This is a genomic window from Leeuwenhoekiella nanhaiensis (assembly GCF_002744755.1).
GTDB classification, from domain to species: domain Bacteria; phylum Bacteroidota; class Bacteroidia; order Flavobacteriales; family Flavobacteriaceae; genus Leeuwenhoekiella; species Leeuwenhoekiella nanhaiensis.
On record NZ_KZ319290.1, the window covers coordinates 278,410 to 297,212 of the forward strand.

The 18,803-nt window shown below is 42.0% G+C and carries 17 protein-coding genes; 6 read left to right on the top strand and 11 right to left on the bottom strand.

The genetic code is table 11. From position 1 onward, the window contains the following. Positions 1-11: 11 nt before the first annotated feature. Positions 12-2,600, bottom strand: a complete 2,589-nt coding sequence (tamL, locus tag CJ305_RS10085; protein WP_223248852.1) for a translocation and assembly module lipoprotein TamL — start codon at positions 2,598-2,600, stop codon at positions 12-14. Positions 2,601-2,607: 7 nt separating this feature from the next. Here tamL and CJ305_RS10090 point away from each other — a divergent pair, with 7 nt between their 5' ends. Continuing rightward, entirely contained in the window at positions 2,608-3,327 is a 720-nt protein-coding gene (locus CJ305_RS10090; RefSeq protein ID WP_099646138.1) for an RNA methyltransferase, read from the top strand. A 1-nt stretch (position 3,328) separates the two neighbouring features. Here the strand turns inward: CJ305_RS10090 and CJ305_RS10095 are convergent, their stop codons facing one another. From CJ305_RS10095 to ubiE, 3 genes are read right to left on the bottom strand one after another with little or no spacing between them, the layout of a single operon-like run. After that, positions 3,329-4,078 carry a class I SAM-dependent methyltransferase gene (locus tag CJ305_RS10095; protein ID WP_099646139.1) on the bottom strand — a complete coding sequence of 250 codons (750 nt, stop codon included), beginning with the start codon at positions 4,076-4,078 and terminating at the stop codon, positions 3,329-3,331. Further along, complete coding sequence (porT, locus tag CJ305_RS10100; protein WP_099646140.1) at positions 4,078-4,779, bottom strand: type IX secretion/gliding motility protein PorT/SprT; 702 nt, start codon at positions 4,777-4,779, stop codon at positions 4,078-4,080. The genes CJ305_RS10095 and porT overlap by 1 nt, the downstream gene beginning before the upstream one ends. 4 nt (positions 4,780-4,783) lie before the next feature. Continuing rightward, positions 4,784-5,512 (bottom strand): bifunctional demethylmenaquinone methyltransferase/2-methoxy-6-polyprenyl-1,4-benzoquinol methylase UbiE, encoded by a 729-nt coding sequence (gene ubiE / locus CJ305_RS10105; RefSeq protein WP_099646263.1) that lies wholly within the window; start codon positions 5,510-5,512, stop codon positions 4,784-4,786. Between the two features lie 241 nt (positions 5,513-5,753). Here ubiE and trkA point away from each other — a divergent pair, with 241 nt between their 5' ends. From trkA to CJ305_RS10125, 4 genes are all read left to right on the top strand, one after another. Continuing rightward, entirely contained in the window at positions 5,754-7,103 is a 1,350-nt protein-coding gene (gene trkA / locus CJ305_RS10110; protein ID WP_099646141.1) for a Trk system potassium transporter TrkA, read from the top strand. Continuing rightward, positions 7,103-8,611, top strand: coding sequence for a TrkH family potassium uptake protein (locus CJ305_RS10115; protein WP_099646142.1), 1,509 nt, complete (start codon positions 7,103-7,105; stop codon positions 8,609-8,611). The genes trkA and CJ305_RS10115 overlap by 1 nt, the downstream gene beginning before the upstream one ends. A gap of 80 nt (positions 8,612-8,691) precedes the next feature. Next, positions 8,692-9,669, top strand: coding sequence for a YpdA family putative bacillithiol disulfide reductase (locus CJ305_RS10120; RefSeq protein ID WP_099646143.1), 978 nt, complete (start codon positions 8,692-8,694; stop codon positions 9,667-9,669). Positions 9,670-9,761: 92 nt separating this feature from the next. Continuing rightward, entirely contained in the window at positions 9,762-10,322 is a 561-nt protein-coding gene (locus CJ305_RS10125) for a fasciclin domain-containing protein (protein ID WP_099646144.1), read from the top strand. Between the two features lie 75 nt (positions 10,323-10,397). Here the strand turns inward: CJ305_RS10125 and CJ305_RS10130 are convergent, their stop codons facing one another. Then, positions 10,398-11,594 carry a pyridoxal phosphate-dependent aminotransferase gene (locus tag CJ305_RS10130; RefSeq protein ID WP_099646145.1) on the bottom strand — a complete coding sequence of 399 codons (1,197 nt, stop codon included), beginning with the start codon at positions 11,592-11,594 and terminating at the stop codon, positions 10,398-10,400. A 12-nt stretch (positions 11,595-11,606) separates the two neighbouring features. Then, complete coding sequence (locus CJ305_RS10135; protein WP_099646146.1) at positions 11,607-12,713, bottom strand: fatty acid desaturase family protein; 1,107 nt, start codon at positions 12,711-12,713, stop codon at positions 11,607-11,609. 138 nt (positions 12,714-12,851) lie between these two features. Here CJ305_RS10135 and rsmG point away from each other — a divergent pair, with 138 nt between their 5' ends. Next, positions 12,852-13,481 (top strand): 16S rRNA (guanine(527)-N(7))-methyltransferase RsmG, encoded by a 630-nt coding sequence (gene rsmG / locus CJ305_RS10140; RefSeq protein ID WP_099646147.1) that lies wholly within the window; start codon positions 12,852-12,854, stop codon positions 13,479-13,481. A 32-nt stretch (positions 13,482-13,513) separates the two neighbouring features. On the opposite strand, the gene CJ305_RS10145 is transcribed toward rsmG, so the two are convergent. The 5 genes from CJ305_RS10145 to CJ305_RS10165 form a co-directional block, all read right to left on the bottom strand. Beyond that, positions 13,514-13,792, bottom strand: a complete 279-nt coding sequence (locus CJ305_RS10145) for a hypothetical protein (protein WP_099646148.1) — start codon at positions 13,790-13,792, stop codon at positions 13,514-13,516. 149 nt (positions 13,793-13,941) lie between these two features. Then, positions 13,942-15,570 carry an L-glutamate gamma-semialdehyde dehydrogenase gene (gene pruA, locus CJ305_RS10150; RefSeq protein ID WP_099646149.1) on the bottom strand — a complete coding sequence of 543 codons (1,629 nt, stop codon included), beginning with the start codon at positions 15,568-15,570 and terminating at the stop codon, positions 13,942-13,944. Between the two features lie 184 nt (positions 15,571-15,754). Next, the gene (apaG, locus tag CJ305_RS10155; protein ID WP_099646150.1) at positions 15,755-16,141 is read right to left on the bottom strand and encodes a Co2+/Mg2+ efflux protein ApaG; all 387 of its coding nucleotides are present in this window, start codon (positions 16,139-16,141) and stop codon (positions 15,755-15,757) included. A gap of 2 nt (positions 16,142-16,143) precedes the next feature. Further along, positions 16,144-17,379 carry a DUF3667 domain-containing protein gene (locus tag CJ305_RS10160; protein WP_099646151.1) on the bottom strand — a complete coding sequence of 412 codons (1,236 nt, stop codon included), beginning with the start codon at positions 17,377-17,379 and terminating at the stop codon, positions 16,144-16,146. Positions 17,380-17,448: 69 nt separating this feature from the next. After that, positions 17,449-18,708 (bottom strand): type IX secretion system plug protein, encoded by a 1,260-nt coding sequence (locus CJ305_RS10165; protein ID WP_099646152.1) that lies wholly within the window; start codon positions 18,706-18,708, stop codon positions 17,449-17,451. Positions 18,709-18,803 lie beyond the last annotated feature (95 nt).

The following is an 18,803-nucleotide window of genomic DNA, read 5'->3' on the forward strand; positions in this document are numbered from 1 at the left end:
CCCATTCTATTTTAGAAAGGATAATTTATACCTACGTTAAATACCGCATTATTCAGGTTGGTGTTTTTAAACCAGCGCTCTCCGAGGGGTAATGCAGGATCGTAGGTTTTAAAGCCTATATCAAAACGAATTACGAAAAAGCTAAAGTCGTATCTAAAGCCAAAACCTGTTCCAACTGCAATATCACGAAGACTGGAAAAACCAGTAAATGTAGCCTGCGGGTCATCAACATTGTCGAGTGCGTTCCAGATGTTTCCAACATCGGTAAATACAGCTCCTTTCAGGTCTCCAAATATCTTAAAGCGTTGTTCTACGTTAAAAGCCAGTTTCATGTTAGCCTCGTTAAAATCATTGGGGCTGTCTGTGCTTCCCGGTCCAAGACGGAATGCCTGCCAGGCCCGGTTATCGTTAGATCCACCGCCAAAAAAACTGCGAATAAACGGAATGCTATTCGAATTACCATAGGGAATAGCGATTCCTCCATATGCTCGTACTGCAAGTATGTTATCATTGCCAAAATCCCAGTGTTTGATAAAGTCAAGCTCGGTCTTTATATATTGCGAGAAGCGCACGCCTAAAACCCGGGACGAGCCATCTTCATTTTTAGGCAGCCCTATTAAATCACTCAATGCACTTAATGTGTTTCCTGCCAACTCAATTTTTGCTCTGAAGCTGGAGAACTCATCATCAAATAGCGTCTCGCGTGTATTTCTAAAATAGGTAAATGAGGTTGCTAAAATGAGGTTGTCTTCAGTAAGACGTCTGCGACGGTCTTCAATGTTAATGACATCATTAAATTCTGCCGTGGTTACTGTGAAATTTCGGTTTCTTACATCTCTAATGAATGACAATGAACCGTCAGGTATGGTCAAATCTCCATTCTCATTGATGTAGTCCTGTGTTTGAGACGGATAATTTTGGGCTATGTCATTCAGCTCCTGATACGAGTTTTCATAAACCCTGAAATAATTAGGAATGTTTAGGTTGCGTATGTATTGAATATCAAAAAGGTCAAAGCGGTAATTGAGTTTTGAAGTAGGAGACCACTTGTAATTTATACCGCCGGTTACATTTTGTTTATCCAGACCTATGTTTTGTTGTATGCCTATACCCGTTGTGAAGCTAGTAGAAGGAGACATATCCGGAGTTATAAATGGCGTATTAATGGGGAAAAAGATACGTGGGATAGTCAGGCTGACATCAGCGCCAATTTCGGTAATATCAAAAAGCTCAGGACTGTTGCTCCCGGCAGCAGTACGTGAATCTCCTATACTCGCACGTCCCGAAATCTGTAGGGTTTCCATCCCGCCAAGAATATTACGTATGCGTAGCGAACCACCACCGGCGATACCAAAACGCTGAATGTTTGAGGTCGAAACATCAAAATCTGCCCGCAGGTTAAACTTAGGTAACGGAGTCAGGTAAATATTTGCAATGAGATCAGTGCCTTCAGGATCGTTGGGGTCTTCTGAATAGCGCAAATCGGGATACCGGAAGGTACCCAGCTGGCTCAACCGGATTAGTGATTTGTTGCGCGACTCATCGCTGTAGGTGTCGCCGGGTTTAACAAAAATAGCATCGGTGAGGTATTTAGGTTTGTAGCGTATCTCGTCGTAGGCATATAAATGATAGTCGTTGAGTGATGTACTGTCCTGAATACGGTTATCGCGGAGCGAAAACCCGTAGTCGGTTACCACATTAACCCGGCTGATGCGGTGCACTTTTAAGGGTACTTCATAAACCGAGTCTCTGCTGCGTATTTCCCGGTTTTTGATGTATAATTCCAGATTCACCTTATAATCGGTATTGACCGAATCTCCAATAAAACTGATATACTCCCGATCGAAATAAAACAAACCGTTGTTACGCATCAAATCGGTTAAACGGGCAGTTTCGGCATTGATATCGAGCAATTCATACTGAGCTCCGGTTTTGATAACTGACTCGTCCGTGTGTTTGCGATAAATGGAATCTGCCGCTGCAGACTTTATAAACGTTTTCAGCGAATCTATATAATAGGGCTTGCCGGTATTTACGGTATAGGTTACTTGTCCTTTTTTAGCCGTGCTGTCGCCTTGAATCTTATAGGTAGTTTCGGCCCTAAACCAGCCCTTACTGTTGTAATATTCCGTTAAGCGGTTTGCCGAGCGCTTCACCAGGTTTTCAGAGATTATTGAGGGCTCCTCGCCAAAATTCTTAAGCACCTCATTAAAATTCACTCTGAAGTCGATGTATTTATCCAGCTGCTTTCGCGAAAGCCAGGCCGTGTAAAATTCCCGTCGGTTTTCATTATCAATAAAACGTGCCTGCATGATCGAATCGATATTGGGGCGCGCCCAGTTATAAATGTACAGGCGTATTGGAGAGCCCAACAAAGGCAGGCGGGTATTGGGCTGCTGGTACGGTATGTTGTTGATGGAGTAGGACTCTTCAGGCTCGTCGTTGACGATGATTTCATTTTCGGTAAGCAGGAGTTTCCCTTCGGGCACTCGTTTAACGGCGTTGCAACCTGCTAAAAGAAGCAGAAGAATGAATATTAATCCTATTTTTGCGGGAATTTGTTGCAAGGGCGTTTTTTCAAAATAACTCCAAAAATACACATTAGGCGTGGTTAGCAAAAGCCAAATAAAATTAATAACGAGCCTGGCTCAAAAAAAGTACCGGCAACAGCATGGTCTTTTTGTGGTTGAGGGTTTAAAGGGGATCGAAGAGTTCTTAGACTCGAGCTTAAGCCTGCATAGTCTCTATGCCTTACCCGGTTATTTTGAGACTGAAAAATCCCGAATTGAAGTAGACGATCGTGAACTCAAGAAAATCAGTTTTTTAAAAACTCCGCAGAAAGCTCTGGCGGTATTTCATATTCCTGAAGCAGGCGAGGAGCTCAATCAGGGACTTACTCTTGTTCTCGATGAGGTGCGTGATCCCGGCAATCTGGGTACCATAATCAGATATTGCGACTGGTACGGAATTAAAAACGTGATTTGCTCAAACCAGACAGTTGATTGCTACAATCCAAAAGTGGTACAGGCTACGATGGGTTCTTTAACGCGGGTTACCGTAAACTACAAAGATTTGGAGCACTATCTTAGATCAGCACAGCATCCGGTCTATGGTGCGTTTATGGACGGCGCTTCGGTTTATGGGCAGACTTTACCTCAAGATGCAATTTTAATTTTGGGAAATGAAGCCAATGGCATTTCAAAAGAAGTCGAAGCTCTGGTTCAGCATAGAATCGCGATTCCACGCTTCGGCACCCACGAAACCGAAAGCCTCAATGTAGCTGTCGCAGGTGCTATTTTGGTAAGTGAATTTAAGCGAAGCGGATAGCCTACTTTATGGCGCAAATACGCAGACGCTTATAATCTGCATAAAAATGGCCGTCTTTAAAAAGAACGGGACGCAACTGTTCCTGAACCTGCTGTTTTATTTTCAAAGCTTCTTCCTGCGGGATGTCATTAAAATATTTTCCGCCAAACATATCAAGCCAGTCCACGATTCCATTTTCAGGATCCTGAAGTTTTGTAGGTCTGTCATAAAGATGTGCAAAGGTGACCTTAAAGCCGCGCTGCTCCAGAAAATGACAATACGTACCCAGCTTGGGGAAATACCAATTTGTGATTCGGGATTGTTTCGTGTAACCGTGTTCTTTAAGCGTTGTGCTCAGCGCGGTAGTAATGCTGCTGATGTTGCCGTTGCCACCCATTTCAAGCAGCAGTCTTCCGTCTGGCTTGAGATTACTATACATGCAGGAAATTACAGCTTCGGGATTCAAAATCCAATGCAAAGTGGCGTTGCTGAAAATCGCATCGTAAGGTTGCGAATCGATAAAACTTTCTCCTTTGGCTTTAATGAATTTTATGTTAGGAAATTTGGCCTTTGCCGCCTCAATCATTTTTTCTGAAGCATCGAGCCCCACGAGTTCGGCGCCACTTTCTGCAATTGCCGCAGTAAGTTCGCCCGTCCCGCAACCCAGATCAAGAATGCGCTCGCCGGCCTGCGGATTGAGCATGCTCAGGAGGTCTTTGCCGTAATTAAAAACAAAGCCGTGTTTCTCTCTATATAAATCGGTTTGCCACATTATTGAAAGGTGAAATTTAAAAAGATACCCCGTGACTGCATAACTTCAATGTTTGAAGTATACAGACTGTTAGGGTCTTCGTCGCGTACCAGCTCGTCGCTTAATGCGAATACGCCGCGTATGCTGGGTGAAAATTTAAAATAGGGCAGGTATAAATCAATACCAAAACCTACTTCATAATAAAAGGTATTGTTAGTCATTCGAAACTGCCCTGCACTGTTATCATCCGGGTTTTTTTCGTTGCTCGAAAGGTTATACGAGTAACTGACGCCGCCCACTACAAAGGGTTTGAAATTATTGAGCCTTTTGGTTGAAAACTTTAAAAGTAACGGAATGTGAATGTAGGTGGAGTTCAGTTCGCGCAAGCGGTCATTATCTTCTCCGGGAATGTCAGTAAAAATAAGGTTTCGGCCGTTGTAGACGAGTCCGGGTTCAAGGCGTAGGTCTAAATAATCATTGATGCGCTTGTTGCCCAGCAGACCTACGTTAAAGCCATAGCTTTGCTCCACAAAAATATCGGGCCGCTGCTCGTAATAGTCAAAGTTGAAATCGTAGCGGTTAACGCCGAAGTAATAGCCCCAGCTCCAGGGTTTTTTATCAAAATTCTCATCGTTAAGTACCCGCTCACGCGTAAGAAACTGCGCCTGAAGCGATGGTACGAAGAAAATTAATAAGAAGGCTGAAAGTAGTAACCTGCGCATAAATTTATTTTGATGCTGTGTAAATGGTGGCCACCCCAAAAGTTTGTGGGTGATCTTCAACATTAGTAAACCCAATTTTGCGCAAAATATTGTTAAGTCGTTCTCCGTAAGGGAAAACCGATGCGCTTTCGCTCAAATAGGCATAAGCGTCACGATCTTTAGAAAAAACACGGCCTATAAGGGGCAGAATTCTTCGGGAATACAGGTTATAGCCCTGTTTAAAAGGTGTTTTTGTAGGCACCGAAGTTTCCAGAATGACAAAAATTCCTCCGGGTTTGAGTACGCGTAGAATTTCGGCCAGGCCTTTTTCGAGGGTTTCAAAATTCCGAATACCGAAAGCGACAGTAATTGCATCAAAATGATTCTCTTCAAACGGAAGGTTTTCCGAATCGCCCTGCACCATTTCGATCTGGGCATCAAGACCTTTTTGTTTGATTTTAGCTTTGCCCACGTTGAGCATTCCGGCAGAAATATCAAGACCAATGATTTCTTTTGCTCCGGTCTTAACCAGGTTAATGGCTAGGTCTCCCGTACCTGTGGCTACATCCAGAACGCGTTCGGGTTGCGTGTCACCTACAAGTTTAACTACTTTTTTACGCCATTTGACATCAATACCAAAAGAAATAACCCGATTAAGACCGTCATACTCACCAGAAATGGTATCAAACATCTTTTCAACCTGTTGGCGCTTGGTCTGGTCAGAATTTTTGTAAGGATTTATATTGCCGCTCATCGCTAATTTTTTAGCAAATATAGTGTTTGTCATCAGATGCTCTCGTTGAGTTTTTGATTTTAAAGAAAGAGCGGTGTTGGAGAGTTCTTAATTTTTCGGGCGATACTTGTGAATAATGTATCTTTGCAACACTTTATTTACTAGCCGGTTAAAATAACTTGCTGGTCTTAATCGTAATCCTTTCTCATCAGCCCCTATGAATGCTTGTGTTTCGGGATTTTTTTAGATTTTAAAGAGAACTATGAAAATCGTAATTGCTGGTGCCGGTGAAGTTGGATTTCACCTGGCAAAACTTCTTTCTTTTGAATCTCAGGATATCACCCTGATTGACATCGACAAGGAAAGTATTGCCTATGCCGATACGCATCTCGATATTAGAACCATACGCGGCGATTCCACTTCAATACAAACGCTGAAAGACGCCCGCATTGACAGCACAGACCTTATTATTGCGGTAACAGCAAGTGAGACTACTAATATTACAGTTTGTGTGCTGGCTAAGCAAATGGGAGCCAAGCGCACCATTGCCCGAATATCCAATACAGAATTTATAGAAAATCAGGAAGTCGCCGGATTTAAAAAATTTGGTATTGATGAACTGATTTCACCCGAAAGTCTGGCCGCATCAGAAATTGAATTGCTGCTGAGTCAGTCTGCCTTTAATGATAGTTACGAGTTTGAAGAGGGGGCTTTAACGATGGTTGGGACTTCTCTGAGTCGTACCGCTTCTTTTGTAGGTAAAAGTGTCAAGGAAGCAGCCCGTATTTTTCCTGAACTGCATTTTATGCCAATCGCCATTCAGCGCGAAGGCACACAATATACCTTAATTCCCCGGGGAGATACCATTTTCAAAGAAGGCGATCAGGTGTATTTTATGACCGTAAAAGGCGGGGTTGAGGAAATATACAAGCTTACCGGTAAGGTACACGAGGATATTAAAAATGTGATGATTTTGGGCGGAAGTAAAATCGGCTTTAAAACCGCTCGTGATTTATGTTCTGAAAGTTTTAATGTAAAGCTGGTTGAAAAGGACAACGATAAGGCTTTTGATATTGCCGAAAAATTGCCAAAAGCTTTGGTGATTAATGGTGACGGAAGAAATGTAGAATTGCTCGAAGAGGAGAATATCTACGATATGGATGCCTTTATCGCGGTTACCGGAAACAGCGAGACCAATATCATGTCGTGCCTCGTGGCCAAATCAAAAGGCGTTAAAAAAACTATCGCGCTGGTTGAGAATATGGATTATTTTCAGCTTTCGCACAGTATTGGCATTGATACGCTGATCAATAAAAAGCTGCTTGCAGCAAATAATATTTTCAGATACATCAGAAAAGGTGATGTGGTCGCAATGACCAAGCTCAACAATATGAATGCAGAGTTGCTTGAGTTTATCGCCAAGCCCAATTCAAAAGTTATAGGCAAGCGTATAAAAGATATTGATTTCCCAAGATCAGCAACCATAGGTGGTATTGTACGTGATGGGGTAGGAATCATTGCTTTGGGCGAAAATAAAATACAGGTGGGTGACCGCATTGTGGTATGCTGCCTGCTGCGCTCTATCAACAAAGTTGAACGTATGTTTATCTAATGCCAAACAGAGTCAGACTTAACTACCGTATAATTTTTCACCTGATGGGCTTACTGCTGCTCTTTAATGGCGGCTTTATGCTTATATCAGCAATAATTGGCTATTTCTACGATGATGTATCGGTAGCGCTGGGGATCATTTCAGCCGGACTCATCACTATTTTTGTAGGATTGGTGTTTATGTTTTTTACCCGGGATCACAAAAAGGAGATCCAAAAGCGGGAGGGTTATATTGTGGTTACGTTTGGATGGATATTTATGTCTCTGAGTGGCTGTCTTCCTTATTTATTTACGGGTTCTATACCTTCTATCACGAATGCCTTTTTTGAAACCATAAGCGGTTATACCACGACAGGAGCTTCTATTTTAAATGATATAGAAGCCATCCCAAACGGAATTCTGTTTTGGCGCAGCACCACCCACTGGATCGGAGGGATGGGTATTATCGTTTTGGCTATTGCAATCTTACCTTTGTTGGGAATTGGCGGGATGCAGCTCTTTGCTGCCGAAGCACCGGGCCCCAACGCGGATAAACTACACCCGCGTATTACCGATACAGCAAAGCGGCTTTGGCTGATTTATTTTGGCTACACCGTTGCCGAAACCATACTGCTTAAAATTGCCGGGATGTCTTTTCTTGATGCGATAAACCATGCGATGAGTACGCTTTCTACCGGTGGTTTTAGTACCAAAAATGCCAGTGTTGCGTATTGGAATGATACTCCCATCATACAATGGATTATTATTGTATTTATGTTCCTGGCAGGTACAAACTTCGTGTTGAGTTATTTTGCCTTTAAAGGAAAGCTGCGTAATGTGTGGAAGGACGAAGAGTTTAAACTTTACTTTTCATTTATTCTGGGTTTCACTGTTCTTATTGTGGCGATCATACTTTTTAGGGCTGACGTAAGTGCTTCTTCAATAGACCATCCCATGGTTTTAGGAAGGTACGAGAGTGCTTTGAGGCATGGCCTCTTCCAGGTAATTTCAGTCATTACCACAACGGGTTTTGTGTCGGCAGATTTTACAATGTGGGCGCCTTTTGCCACCATAATCTTCTTTGGATTGATGTTTTTAGGAGGCTCGGCGGGTTCTACTTCGGGTGGAATAAAAGTGGTGCGGCATTTAATGATCATTCGTAACGGTCTGCTGGAGTTTAAACGCACCCTGCACCCGAATGCTATTTTACCGGTACGCCATAATGGTAAGGCGGTGCCTAAAGAAATCGTATTCAATATTCTAGGCTTTTTTATTCTCTATCTTTTAGCCTGGATCATCGGTGCTTGTGGTCTGGCTTCTATGGGTCTTGATTTTCCAACAGCTCTGGGCGGTTCCGCCTCCTCTTTAGGTAACGTGGGACCTGCATTTGGAATATTAAGTCCGGTGAACAATTTTGATGCCCTTCCTGCAGTCGGGAAGTGGTGGTGTGCCTTTTTGATGCTTATTGGTCGTCTTGAACTCTTCACTGTTTTGATACTGTTAACGCCGTTCTTTTGGCGTAATCGCTAGTATCGGTTAACTTTACAGAAAAAGAAATTAGGTCTGATTCAAAGATTATCAGATTTCATTTTAAGCTAAAAGGAAGCGTTTTGAAAAAGTACGATCTCATTATTATTGGAGCCGGCCCTATAGGTCTGGCCTGTGCCATTGCTGCAAAAAAGGCGAATCTTGAATATCTGGTTTTGGAAAAAGGAGTGCTGGTAAATTCCCTTTACAATTTCCCGGAGCAGATGACCTTTTTCTCCACCTCTAACTTACTGGAAATAGGTGATGTACCTTTCGTAGCGCACAATGATAAGCCCACCCGTAAGGAAGCCTTAGAGTATTACCGCCGGGTTTATGATAGCTGGAAGCTCAACGTACGCCTGTACAGTCCGGTGGAACACATGGAGAAGGATGGTGATTCTTACCGTATTAAAACGCCAAAAGAAGATTTTAAAACCGAAGCAGTAATTGTATCTACCGGTTTTTACGATACGGCTCGTAAACTCAACATTCCGGGAGAGGAGTTGCCCAAAGTGAAACATTTTTACGACAGTCCGCATCCATATGTCAACCAGAAAATACTGGTGATTGGTGCGGCAAATTCGGCTTGTGATGTGGCGCTTGAGACCTATTATAAGGGAGCTGAGGTCACCATGGCCATTCGGGGTGACGAGATTTACAAAAAGACCAAATACTGGATAAAACCCAATATTGAAAACCGAATCAAGGAAGGTTCGATCAAGGCGTATTTCAATACAACTGTTAAGGAGATCAAACCTTATTCGGTTGTTTTAAACACGCCCGATGGAGAGATTGAGATTGAAAATGATTTTGTCCTCGCGATGATAGGCTATACGCCAGATTATTCGCTTTTCGAAAACCTGGGACTGCCTATTGACGAGGAAGATGCTAAAAAACCCATTCACCATCCCGAAACGCTTGAAACGCCCTTGTCTAATGTTTATGTTGCCGGAGTAATCAACAGCGGGATGCGTACCAGCAAACTCTTTATCGAAAACACACGGGTACACGCAGATATGATCATTAAAGACCTAATGGCAAAGCGGACGGAGACGGTCTAATTTGTTAATATTTTGCTAAAGCCCAATATCCTAAAACCAACAGCTTCCTGACCAACGTATGTGTAGGTGTAACTAAAAAAAAAACTTACACTATGAAAATCAAAAATGTATTCGCAGCTTTAGTAATGACTTGCTCACTCGCTGTATCTTCAACAGGTTTTGCTCAGGAAACCAAAATGGTAGGTGGGGCAGAAATGTATCCTACAAAGAACATTGTAGAGAATGCAGTAAACTCTAAAGATCATACAACTCTGGTAGCCGCAGTACAGGCTGCAGATTTGGTTGAAACACTACAAAGCGAAGGACCCTTCACTGTTTTAGCACCTACAAATGCTGCTTTTGAAAAACTACCTGATGGTACCGTTGCCAGCTTATTGAAGCCTGAGAATAAGAAGGCCTTACAAGGTGTTTTAACCTACCACGTTATTGCAGGAAAAAACAGTGCTGCCGATATTATTGCAGATATTAAGGCAGGTAATGGAGTGGCAGAATGGACAACCGTTAACGGTCAAACCCTTTACGGAATGCTAGATGGAGATATGGTAAAAATCAAAGATCAGGCAGGTAATGTTGCGACCGTAACTATTGCTGATGTAAACCAGTCTAACGGAGTGATCCACGTAATTGATACCGTTTTGCTTCCTAAAATGTAAACGAAACCTATTTGAATTAGCCAATAAAAAAAGCGACCCGTTGAGGTCGCTTTTTCTGTTTTATATAGCTCCTAATTAAGAAACCGCTTTCTTGATGCGGGCCAAAGCTTCTTTGATTTGATCCTGACTTGCGGCGTATGAAATACGGATACAGTTGGGATTTCCAAAAGCTTCACCGGTTACAGTTGCAACATTTGCTTCTTCCAGCAAATAAATTGCAAAGTCTGAAGCATTGTTAATCGTCTTTCCGTTTAGGGTTTTGCCTATAAAGTGTGTGATGTTCGGAAATACATAGAAAGCACCTTCAGGCTCAACGCATTCAAAACCTTCAATATCGCTGAGTAAATCTAAAATAAGCTTTCTACGCTCTTTAAATTCATCAACCATATATTGAATCTTGCTCACAGGCGCTTCAAGGGCTGTAATTACGGCACGCTGCGCAATACAGTTGGCACCACTGGTTACCTGCCCCTGAATTTTATTACAGGCGCGGGCAATGTACGATGGGGCTCCAATGTACCCAATACGCCATCCGGTCATAGCAAAAGCTTTCGCAACTCCGTTAACCGTTACCGTACGATCGTACATATCTTCAAACTGAGCCATACTGGCGTGACCGCCTACATAATTGATGTGCTCGTAAATCTCGTCACTTACCACAACGATGTGTGGGTATTTTTGCAATACATCTGCAAGAGCACGAAGCTCCTTCTCGCTGTAAATAGAACCACTAGGGTTACAGGGCGAACTGTACCAAAGCATTTTGGTCTTTGGGGTAATCGCTGCCTCAAGCTGCTCAGGAGTCATCTTAAAGTTGGTATCGATAGAAGTTTGTACTTCTACCGGAACACCTTCCGCCAGTTGAACGATATCTGCATAGCTTACCCAATACGGGCAGGGTAAAATCACTTCGTCACCCGGGTTTATGCATACCTGTGCGATATTGTATAAAGACTGCTTGGCTCCGGTTGAAACCACAATCTGACTGCGATCGTAGGTAAGATTATTGTCTCTTTTAAATTTAGTAATGATCGCATCTTTAAGCTCTACATAACCGTCAACCGGTGAGTAGGAGTTGTAGTTATCATTTATAGCTTGTATAGCGGCATCTTTAATAAAATCTGGAGTGTTGAAGTCAGGCTCACCCAGGCTAAGGCCTATGATGTCTTTTCCTTCCGCACGCAGTTCACGTGCTTTTGCGGCCATTGCAAGCGTAGCAGATGCGGCCAAATTATTGATTCGGTCAGATAGTTGATTGGTAAGTGTTTCCATTAAGAAATTAAATTAAGCAGATTGTAAATTGGGTTGCGCACCCATTTCTTTTAAGTACTTAAAATGAGCAATAATCGCTTTACGTGTAGTTTTATACTCATTGTAAGGCAGGTTAAACTCCTGCGCGGTTTCCCGTACAATTTTAGAAATCTTGGTATAGTGAATATGACTGATGTGCGGGAAAATATGGTGCTCCACCTGATGGTTAAGCCCTCCTGTAAACCAGTTTACGATTCGGTTTTTAGTCGAAAAGTTAACAGTGGTAAACAACTGGTGAATAGCCCAGGTGTTTTTCATAGTGCCCGATTTGTCAGGTAGCGGCATATCAGCCTCATCAATAACGTGTGCTAATTGAAACACCACGCTAAGAATAACCCCAGCGGTGTAGTGCATCACAAAAAAGCCGATTAGAACTTTCCACCACGCGATATCTAAAATCAATAACGGAAGCACAATCCAGATTGCGACATAAATGAGTTTGGTGATTACCAGTTTTGTCCATTCAATTTTTGGATTTGGAAATTCACCGTAAGACAACTTACGTTTCAGATAGCGTTTCATCTGAAGAAAATCGGTAGTAATCGCCCAGTTGAAGGTGAGCAAACCGTAAAGAAAAATAGAATAGTAATGTTGAAAACGGTGATGTTTATACCACGGGGCGTGTTTGGAGAAGCGCAGAATACGACCTGCTTCCAGATCTTCATCGTGCCCGTGAATATTGGTATAGGTATGATGCAGTACATTGTGTTGTACCTGCCAGTTATACACATTTCCGGCAAGAATGTAAATGCTGCTTCCCATCATTTTGTTTACCCACTTTTTCTTCGAAAAGGATCCGTGATTCCCGTCGTGCATCACATTCATTCCCACACCGGCCATTCCCACGCCCATAACAATAGTGAGCAGGAGCTGCGCCCAGCCCGGAAGGTTAAGCGTAAGAATCAGAAAGTAGGGTGCCAGAAACAGAGAAAACATCACTGCTGTTTTCAGGTATAGTTTCCAGTTACCGGTACGTTCTACATTGTTTTCTTTAAAGTAAGTGTTTACGCGCTTATTCAGGGTGCGGAAGAACTTAGCCGAATCAACCCTTGAGAATTTTATTGTTTTAATATTTTCCATAGAAATTATGCTTAGCAAAACCCCAGAACAGAGGTGTTTGTAACGCAACCTCAAAAATAAGATTTATATCTTTTTAAGGCCTGCAAATACCGCAATTTAACGCAGTAAAACCTAATTTTGTTGCCGTAATTTGCATTTATGGAACTTATAAAACACTATTTCCCTAATCTGAGTGAAAATCAGCTTGTTCAGTTTGAAAAACTCAACGAGCTTTATCAGGACTGGAACCTGAAAATCAACGTGGTTTCGCGTAAAGATATCGACGAGATTTATTTACGGCACGTCTTGCATTCTTTGGGCATTGCAAAAGTGCAGGCTTTTAATCCGGGTAGCAAGGTTCTTGATGTGGGTACCGGTGGAGGCTTTCCGGGAGTGCCGTTGGCTATTATGTTTCCGGAGACGCAATTTCATCTGGTAGACAGCATTGGTAAAAAAATCAAGGTAGTTGATGAGGTAGTTGCAGGTTTAGGATTAACCAATGTACAAACGACCAATGATCGGGTTGAGAATGTACCCGGCAGTTATGATTTTATAGTGAGTAGGGCTGTGGCGCAAATGGAAACTTTTGTGCACTGGACCAAAGGAAAAATTGCCAAAAAGAGCACTCACGAACTGAAGAACGGTATTCTGTATCTAAAAGGAGGAGATTTAACCGAAGAACTGAGTTTATATACAACGGCAAAGATTTACGATTTGTCAGATTATTTTAAAGAGGAATTTTTTGAGACTAAAAAGGTGGTGCACTTACCTTTGAAGTTTAAAGGATGATAAACAAAAAAGCGACTTCTCAGTCGCTTTTTTTAGGTTCGTAACATATTATAATAGGTACGATTGCATCGGTTTCCAAAACTTCTCAGGAAATCCTGAGCGCGGTTAAGGAGGGTCGTGCGTTCCTGTTGATCAATCTCAAGGAGGCTGTCTTCAAGCTGCTTTAGTTTTTCATCAATACTTTCAGGGTCGCGTACCAGATATAATTTTTCCTTTTTACGGGTTATTTTTCGATTTCGTTTCTTCCTGGTTACGTCAATAACGGAATATTTCACTTTCAGGACGTACATCTTATTTTCATCATTCTTCATAATTCCTCTATTTATTAAGTAAAGTTACTAAAAAAATATTTGGTAACATTAAATTTACATTAGCATAACATTTAGATAATATTCAATTAGAGTTCGAAAAAAATGCCATCTTTCAAAGATGGCATTTTAAATGTATATAAATCAGTGATTTACTCTCCTAAAAACGGGTAACGGTAGTCTGTAGGCGTTACAAAGGTTTCCTTAATTAATCGAGGAGAAACCCAACGCAACAGGTTTAAAGCACTACCTGCTTTATCGTTAGTACCTGATGCCCGTGCACCACCAAAAGGCTGTTGACCAACGACAGCTCCTGTAGGCTTATCGTTGATGTAGAAGTTACCGGCTGCATTTTGTAATGCCTGAGTAGCTTCGGTAATTGCGTAACGATCTGCTGCCAAAACAGCTCCGGTTAATGCATATTCACTTGTGGTATCAACCAGTTTTAAGGTTTCACTCCACTTTTCATCCTCATAAACATAAACGGTTACTACAGGGCCAAAAAGCTCAGTAGTCATCGTAGTATATTTAGGATCTGTGGTTAAAATTACTGTTGGCTCTACGAAATATCCTTTCGAATTATCGTAATTACCTCCGGCAATAATTTCGGCATTTGAATCCTTTTTAGCCTGATCAATGTACTTAGCAAGTTTGTTAAATGAACCTTCGTGAATCACGGCAGTGATGAAGTTGCTCATATCTTCGGGAGATCCCATTTTAAAGGATTTGATGTCTTTAACAACCAAATCTTTCACCTTAGACCACATTGATTTTGGAATGTACACCCGGCTCGCCGCGCTACATTTTTGCCCCTGAAATTCAAAAGCTCCTCGGGAAATAGCCGTTGCTACCTGTTGTGGATTAGCAGTAGGATGTGCAAGGATAAAGTCTTTACCACCTGTCTCGCCTACGATGCGTGGATAAGTTTTGTAGTTATGAATGTTAGCTCCAATTTTTGCCCAGATTCCTTTAAATACGGTTGTAGAACCGGTAAAGTGAATTCCGGCAAAATCAGGGCTGTCCAGAACGGTATTGGTGATCATTTCAGGATCACCCATCACCATATTGATTACACCTGCTGGTACTCCGGCTTCCTCAAAAACTTCCATAATTACCTGAGCAGAATAAACCTGGCTGTCACTAGGTTTCCAAACTACGGTATTACCCATAAGCGCGGCAGAGGCTGGTAAATTTCCGGCGATAGCCGTAAAATTAAAAGGAGTAACGGCGTAAACAAAACCTTCAAGTGGGCGATATTCTACGCGGTTCCAGGCAGCAGATGTAGACTCTGGCTGGTCTGCGTAGATTTCGCTCATATACTGTACGTTGAAACGAAGGAAATCAATAAGCTCGCAGGCAGAATCAATTTCGGCCTGATAGATATTTTTAGATTGTGCCAGCATAGTAGCAGCATTGATCTTCGCACGGTAAGGTCCCTGAATCAATTCGGCAGCTTTTAAAAAGATGCCTGCGCGGTGTTCCCAAGGCATTTGAGACCACTTTTTGCGTGCTTCAAGAGCGGCGGCGATTGCAGCTTCAATATGTTTTTTTTCGGCAAGCTGGTATTCACCCAGTTTGTGCTTGTGCTCGTGTGGAGGCGACATTGGGCTGGTATTGCCGGTTTCTATTTTTTTTCCGTCTATGTATAAAGGTACATTTACGGTACTGTTGTAAAGTTCTTTGTAGGCTTTTAAAACCGCGTCGCGCTCCGGTGTGCCGGGAGCATAGGTTTTTACGGGCTCGTTAATAGCTACGGGTACTTCAAAAAATCCTGTTGACATGCTTAATTCTTTTTTGGTTTCTCCACAGATGTGGATTGGCTTCTGATTTTTTTCGTCAGAAGAATTATTTTTTTGTAATGGCGCGAAAGGTACAAAATTCTAAAGCCACGCCCTAAGAATAGGCTAACAGTATTGTGAAGAATGTGTGTACTGAATCTGATCTTTGTAGATCTTTAAAATACAATTAGTTAAGGTTGAATTTTGAATTGAGCTTAAAGGTGGGGATGCCTACCTGAAACTGCGTAGAACTACTGAAGTTTATCATGGTGTAATGACCATTCATCGCTCCAAAGGGCGACTTAAGCAAACAGCCTGAAGTATACTGATGATGTTCGCCGGGTTGAAGTACGGGCTTTTTGCCAATTACTCCCTCGCCTGTGACCTGCTCAATATCATTAAGCGAATCATAAATCGTCCAGCAGCGGCTGAGTAATTTTACGGTATCCCGGCTGTTATTAGTAATAGTGATAGTATAGCCAAAAGCATAAAACACCTCGCTGTTTTTTGAAAATGCGCCTTCAAAATGGGTTTCAACCGAAACTTTTATGCCTTTTGTTACTTGCTCTACCATTATTAATAGGTTGCGGCGGTAATGAGTAAGAAAATAATCACACTCATTGTTGACAGGACTAAAAATACAAAATTCAGGATAAAGAATTTCAGCAGCGTTCGCAGGCGTCGCTCTTTATAAAAATTCCGCAATGCTTTGTAGAAGTAAAACGGACAAACTAAAAACAGGAATAGTGAAGTCAGAACGCTGGCGCCTATCACAAAATCAGGTAAGGCGAGCAGCAACATTCCCAAAAACATAAAGGAAAATATGTGAAATATAAAAATGACGTGCTCAATATAATTGTGTCTGGTTGAAGGGAAAAGAAACCTTCTAAGGCTTGCTAATAGATGAGCTACGGCAGAGCCGAGGTAGGGTATTTTCAAAAGTTTTTTAAACCAGGAATAGTGAGTGTTCTTAACTGCTTGCAACGCAACTTTATAGGAATCCTTCTTAAGATATAAGGGAACAAATGCTAGTGCGAAAAAGGGTGTGAAGAAAAAGATGAAAAAAGGAGTCTTCTCAACAAGATATTCGTAAAACTCAAAGGGCTCATCAATTATTTTATTGACTGAAGTGCTCTTTTTGTAAAGCCAGATGTTGCCTCGGGTTTTTGGATAGTGAAGACTGTCTAAACCTTCCTCTGCCCGAGTGATTGAGGTGGAAGAACTGAATGCTCTAAAAAGGGAAATTTTACTTTTTGTACGCTGATAGAAACCCATGGAATCCAGACTAGCCGGGGTTTGATATTCAAACGGGAGTGCTTGCGTGGTGTCTTGTTTTTGCTGAATTCCCTTTTCTATGTAATACCTTATGGAATCCAAAGGGATTTCCTGCAGATCTGTCCGGGCTTCCGTTGTGAGATTATTCCAGTCAAATGAATCTATATTATTTTCAGTGTTTTCAAAGAAGTCGAGCAAACCGCTAATGATAAAGAAAAGGATGCTTATACTGAGGTAAAACCGAAACGGATTGGCGTAGGTAAGTCGCTTCCCGTCTACGTAATCTCGCGTAATGGTTCCCGGTTTAAATAACAGGTCTTTGATGGTGTACCGAAACCTCGAATCATAGTTAAGAATACTTCCTGCAAATTCCCTGAAATAGTTGCCTAGTGATAGCTTTTGCCGTGAGTTGAGTTGGCCGCAATACGAACAGTAGCGGTCGCTTAGTTCGAGCGGGTGACCGCAGTTGAGGCACTCATTTCCCCGGTCATAAATGGGGACTTTTGGCTTTTGTTCAACCGGTTTTTGCACCGCCATAACAGATTTTTAGATAACTATCATTACGAAGTTATCATAAATCCCCAAATAGAGAAGAAGTTCTTGATATTAATCTCGCCTTACATTTGAAATGCTGGTAGAAAGTGCATTGCCTACACCTATCAATTCATCAAAGCGCGCACCAGGAGGTCTGTAATAAACCAAAACATCGTATTCATTTTCGGTTTGCCAAAAGTCACCGCTTACAGGGTTTTCTTCCAGTCGTTTTCCATTTTTTGCCACTACATATTTATAGTTGTAGTAGCCCTGCTTCATCAGCAACGCGGTTTCATACCTTCCTGTATCAGCGTTGTAATACATTCGGGTGGCATCTTCCAGGTCGTAGTTGTTGAAGTTTCCGTAGATGTAAATGTCTTCGCCTTTCGGGCGCTGGGGATGATCTAAGCTGAAGTGAATCCAGGCATATTCGGAATGTACCCTTGGGTCTGAGCCCTGCATGGTACGTATCAAGAAGTTTCCGTTGATATCCGGATTGTAGGTGTATTCCTGATCTTCACGGGTGACATTTCCGTAGAGGTAATTGTGATATAAATCCTGAAGGTCTACAAACCGGATTCGGTTTGTCGCTGTCCTGATGTTTTTGTTGTCGTAATCAAAAAACTCATTGCCGCCAAAGAACGAAGCCTCTTCATTATACCGGTACTCCAGGCGATTGCCTATACTGTATTGGGGCTTCAGGCTACCGATCGTATTTTTAAGATTGTTATTCTGAATTATTAAAGTTTTTACCGTGTTTTTTGGGTTAATCAAAACATTGTCACCTGAGTCTACAAAAAAGTTTACCACCTGTTTTTGATTGATAAATTCAAGATTTCTGCTTCGTAAAACTTCAACCCCAACACTAACCAGCGGACTGTAAATCATAAACTTTCGGGAAAAAATGAGTTCCTCATCCGCATTAAAAACTTCAAGCAGGTAATTGCCGGTTTTGGTAATTGCTGTGGTATACTGGTTGGGGATTGTTAACTCATAATGGGTATAGAGTTGCAGGGTGCTTACCGAATTGGTGTAATTCATGATGCGCACGTCATCCACACCGTCTATATATTCATTTTTGACCAGTACCGAAGGTGTCCAGTCATAATTATAATGGGTTATGGTGTAGTAAAAGTCAGATTCATCGCCTATGATGTCGTCAAAACTGAGTCGCAGTGGTGTGCCCAGCTGAATTAATGGTAGCTGGCTTTGAGCAGTATTGCCATAAAACTGAACGGTTTTGATATAGGGTGGTGCAGGCATTTCTACAGCGATCTGGGCAGCGCTATTTAGATATAGCAGTAGTACAAAAATTACCGAAAACGTTTTCATTAAGCCTTTGATACTGGTTCAGGACAAAGCTAGCAAATAAAGTGCCTTATTTTTAGAGAATCTCAATAAGGTGCTAACAAGTGTATTTTTGCCAG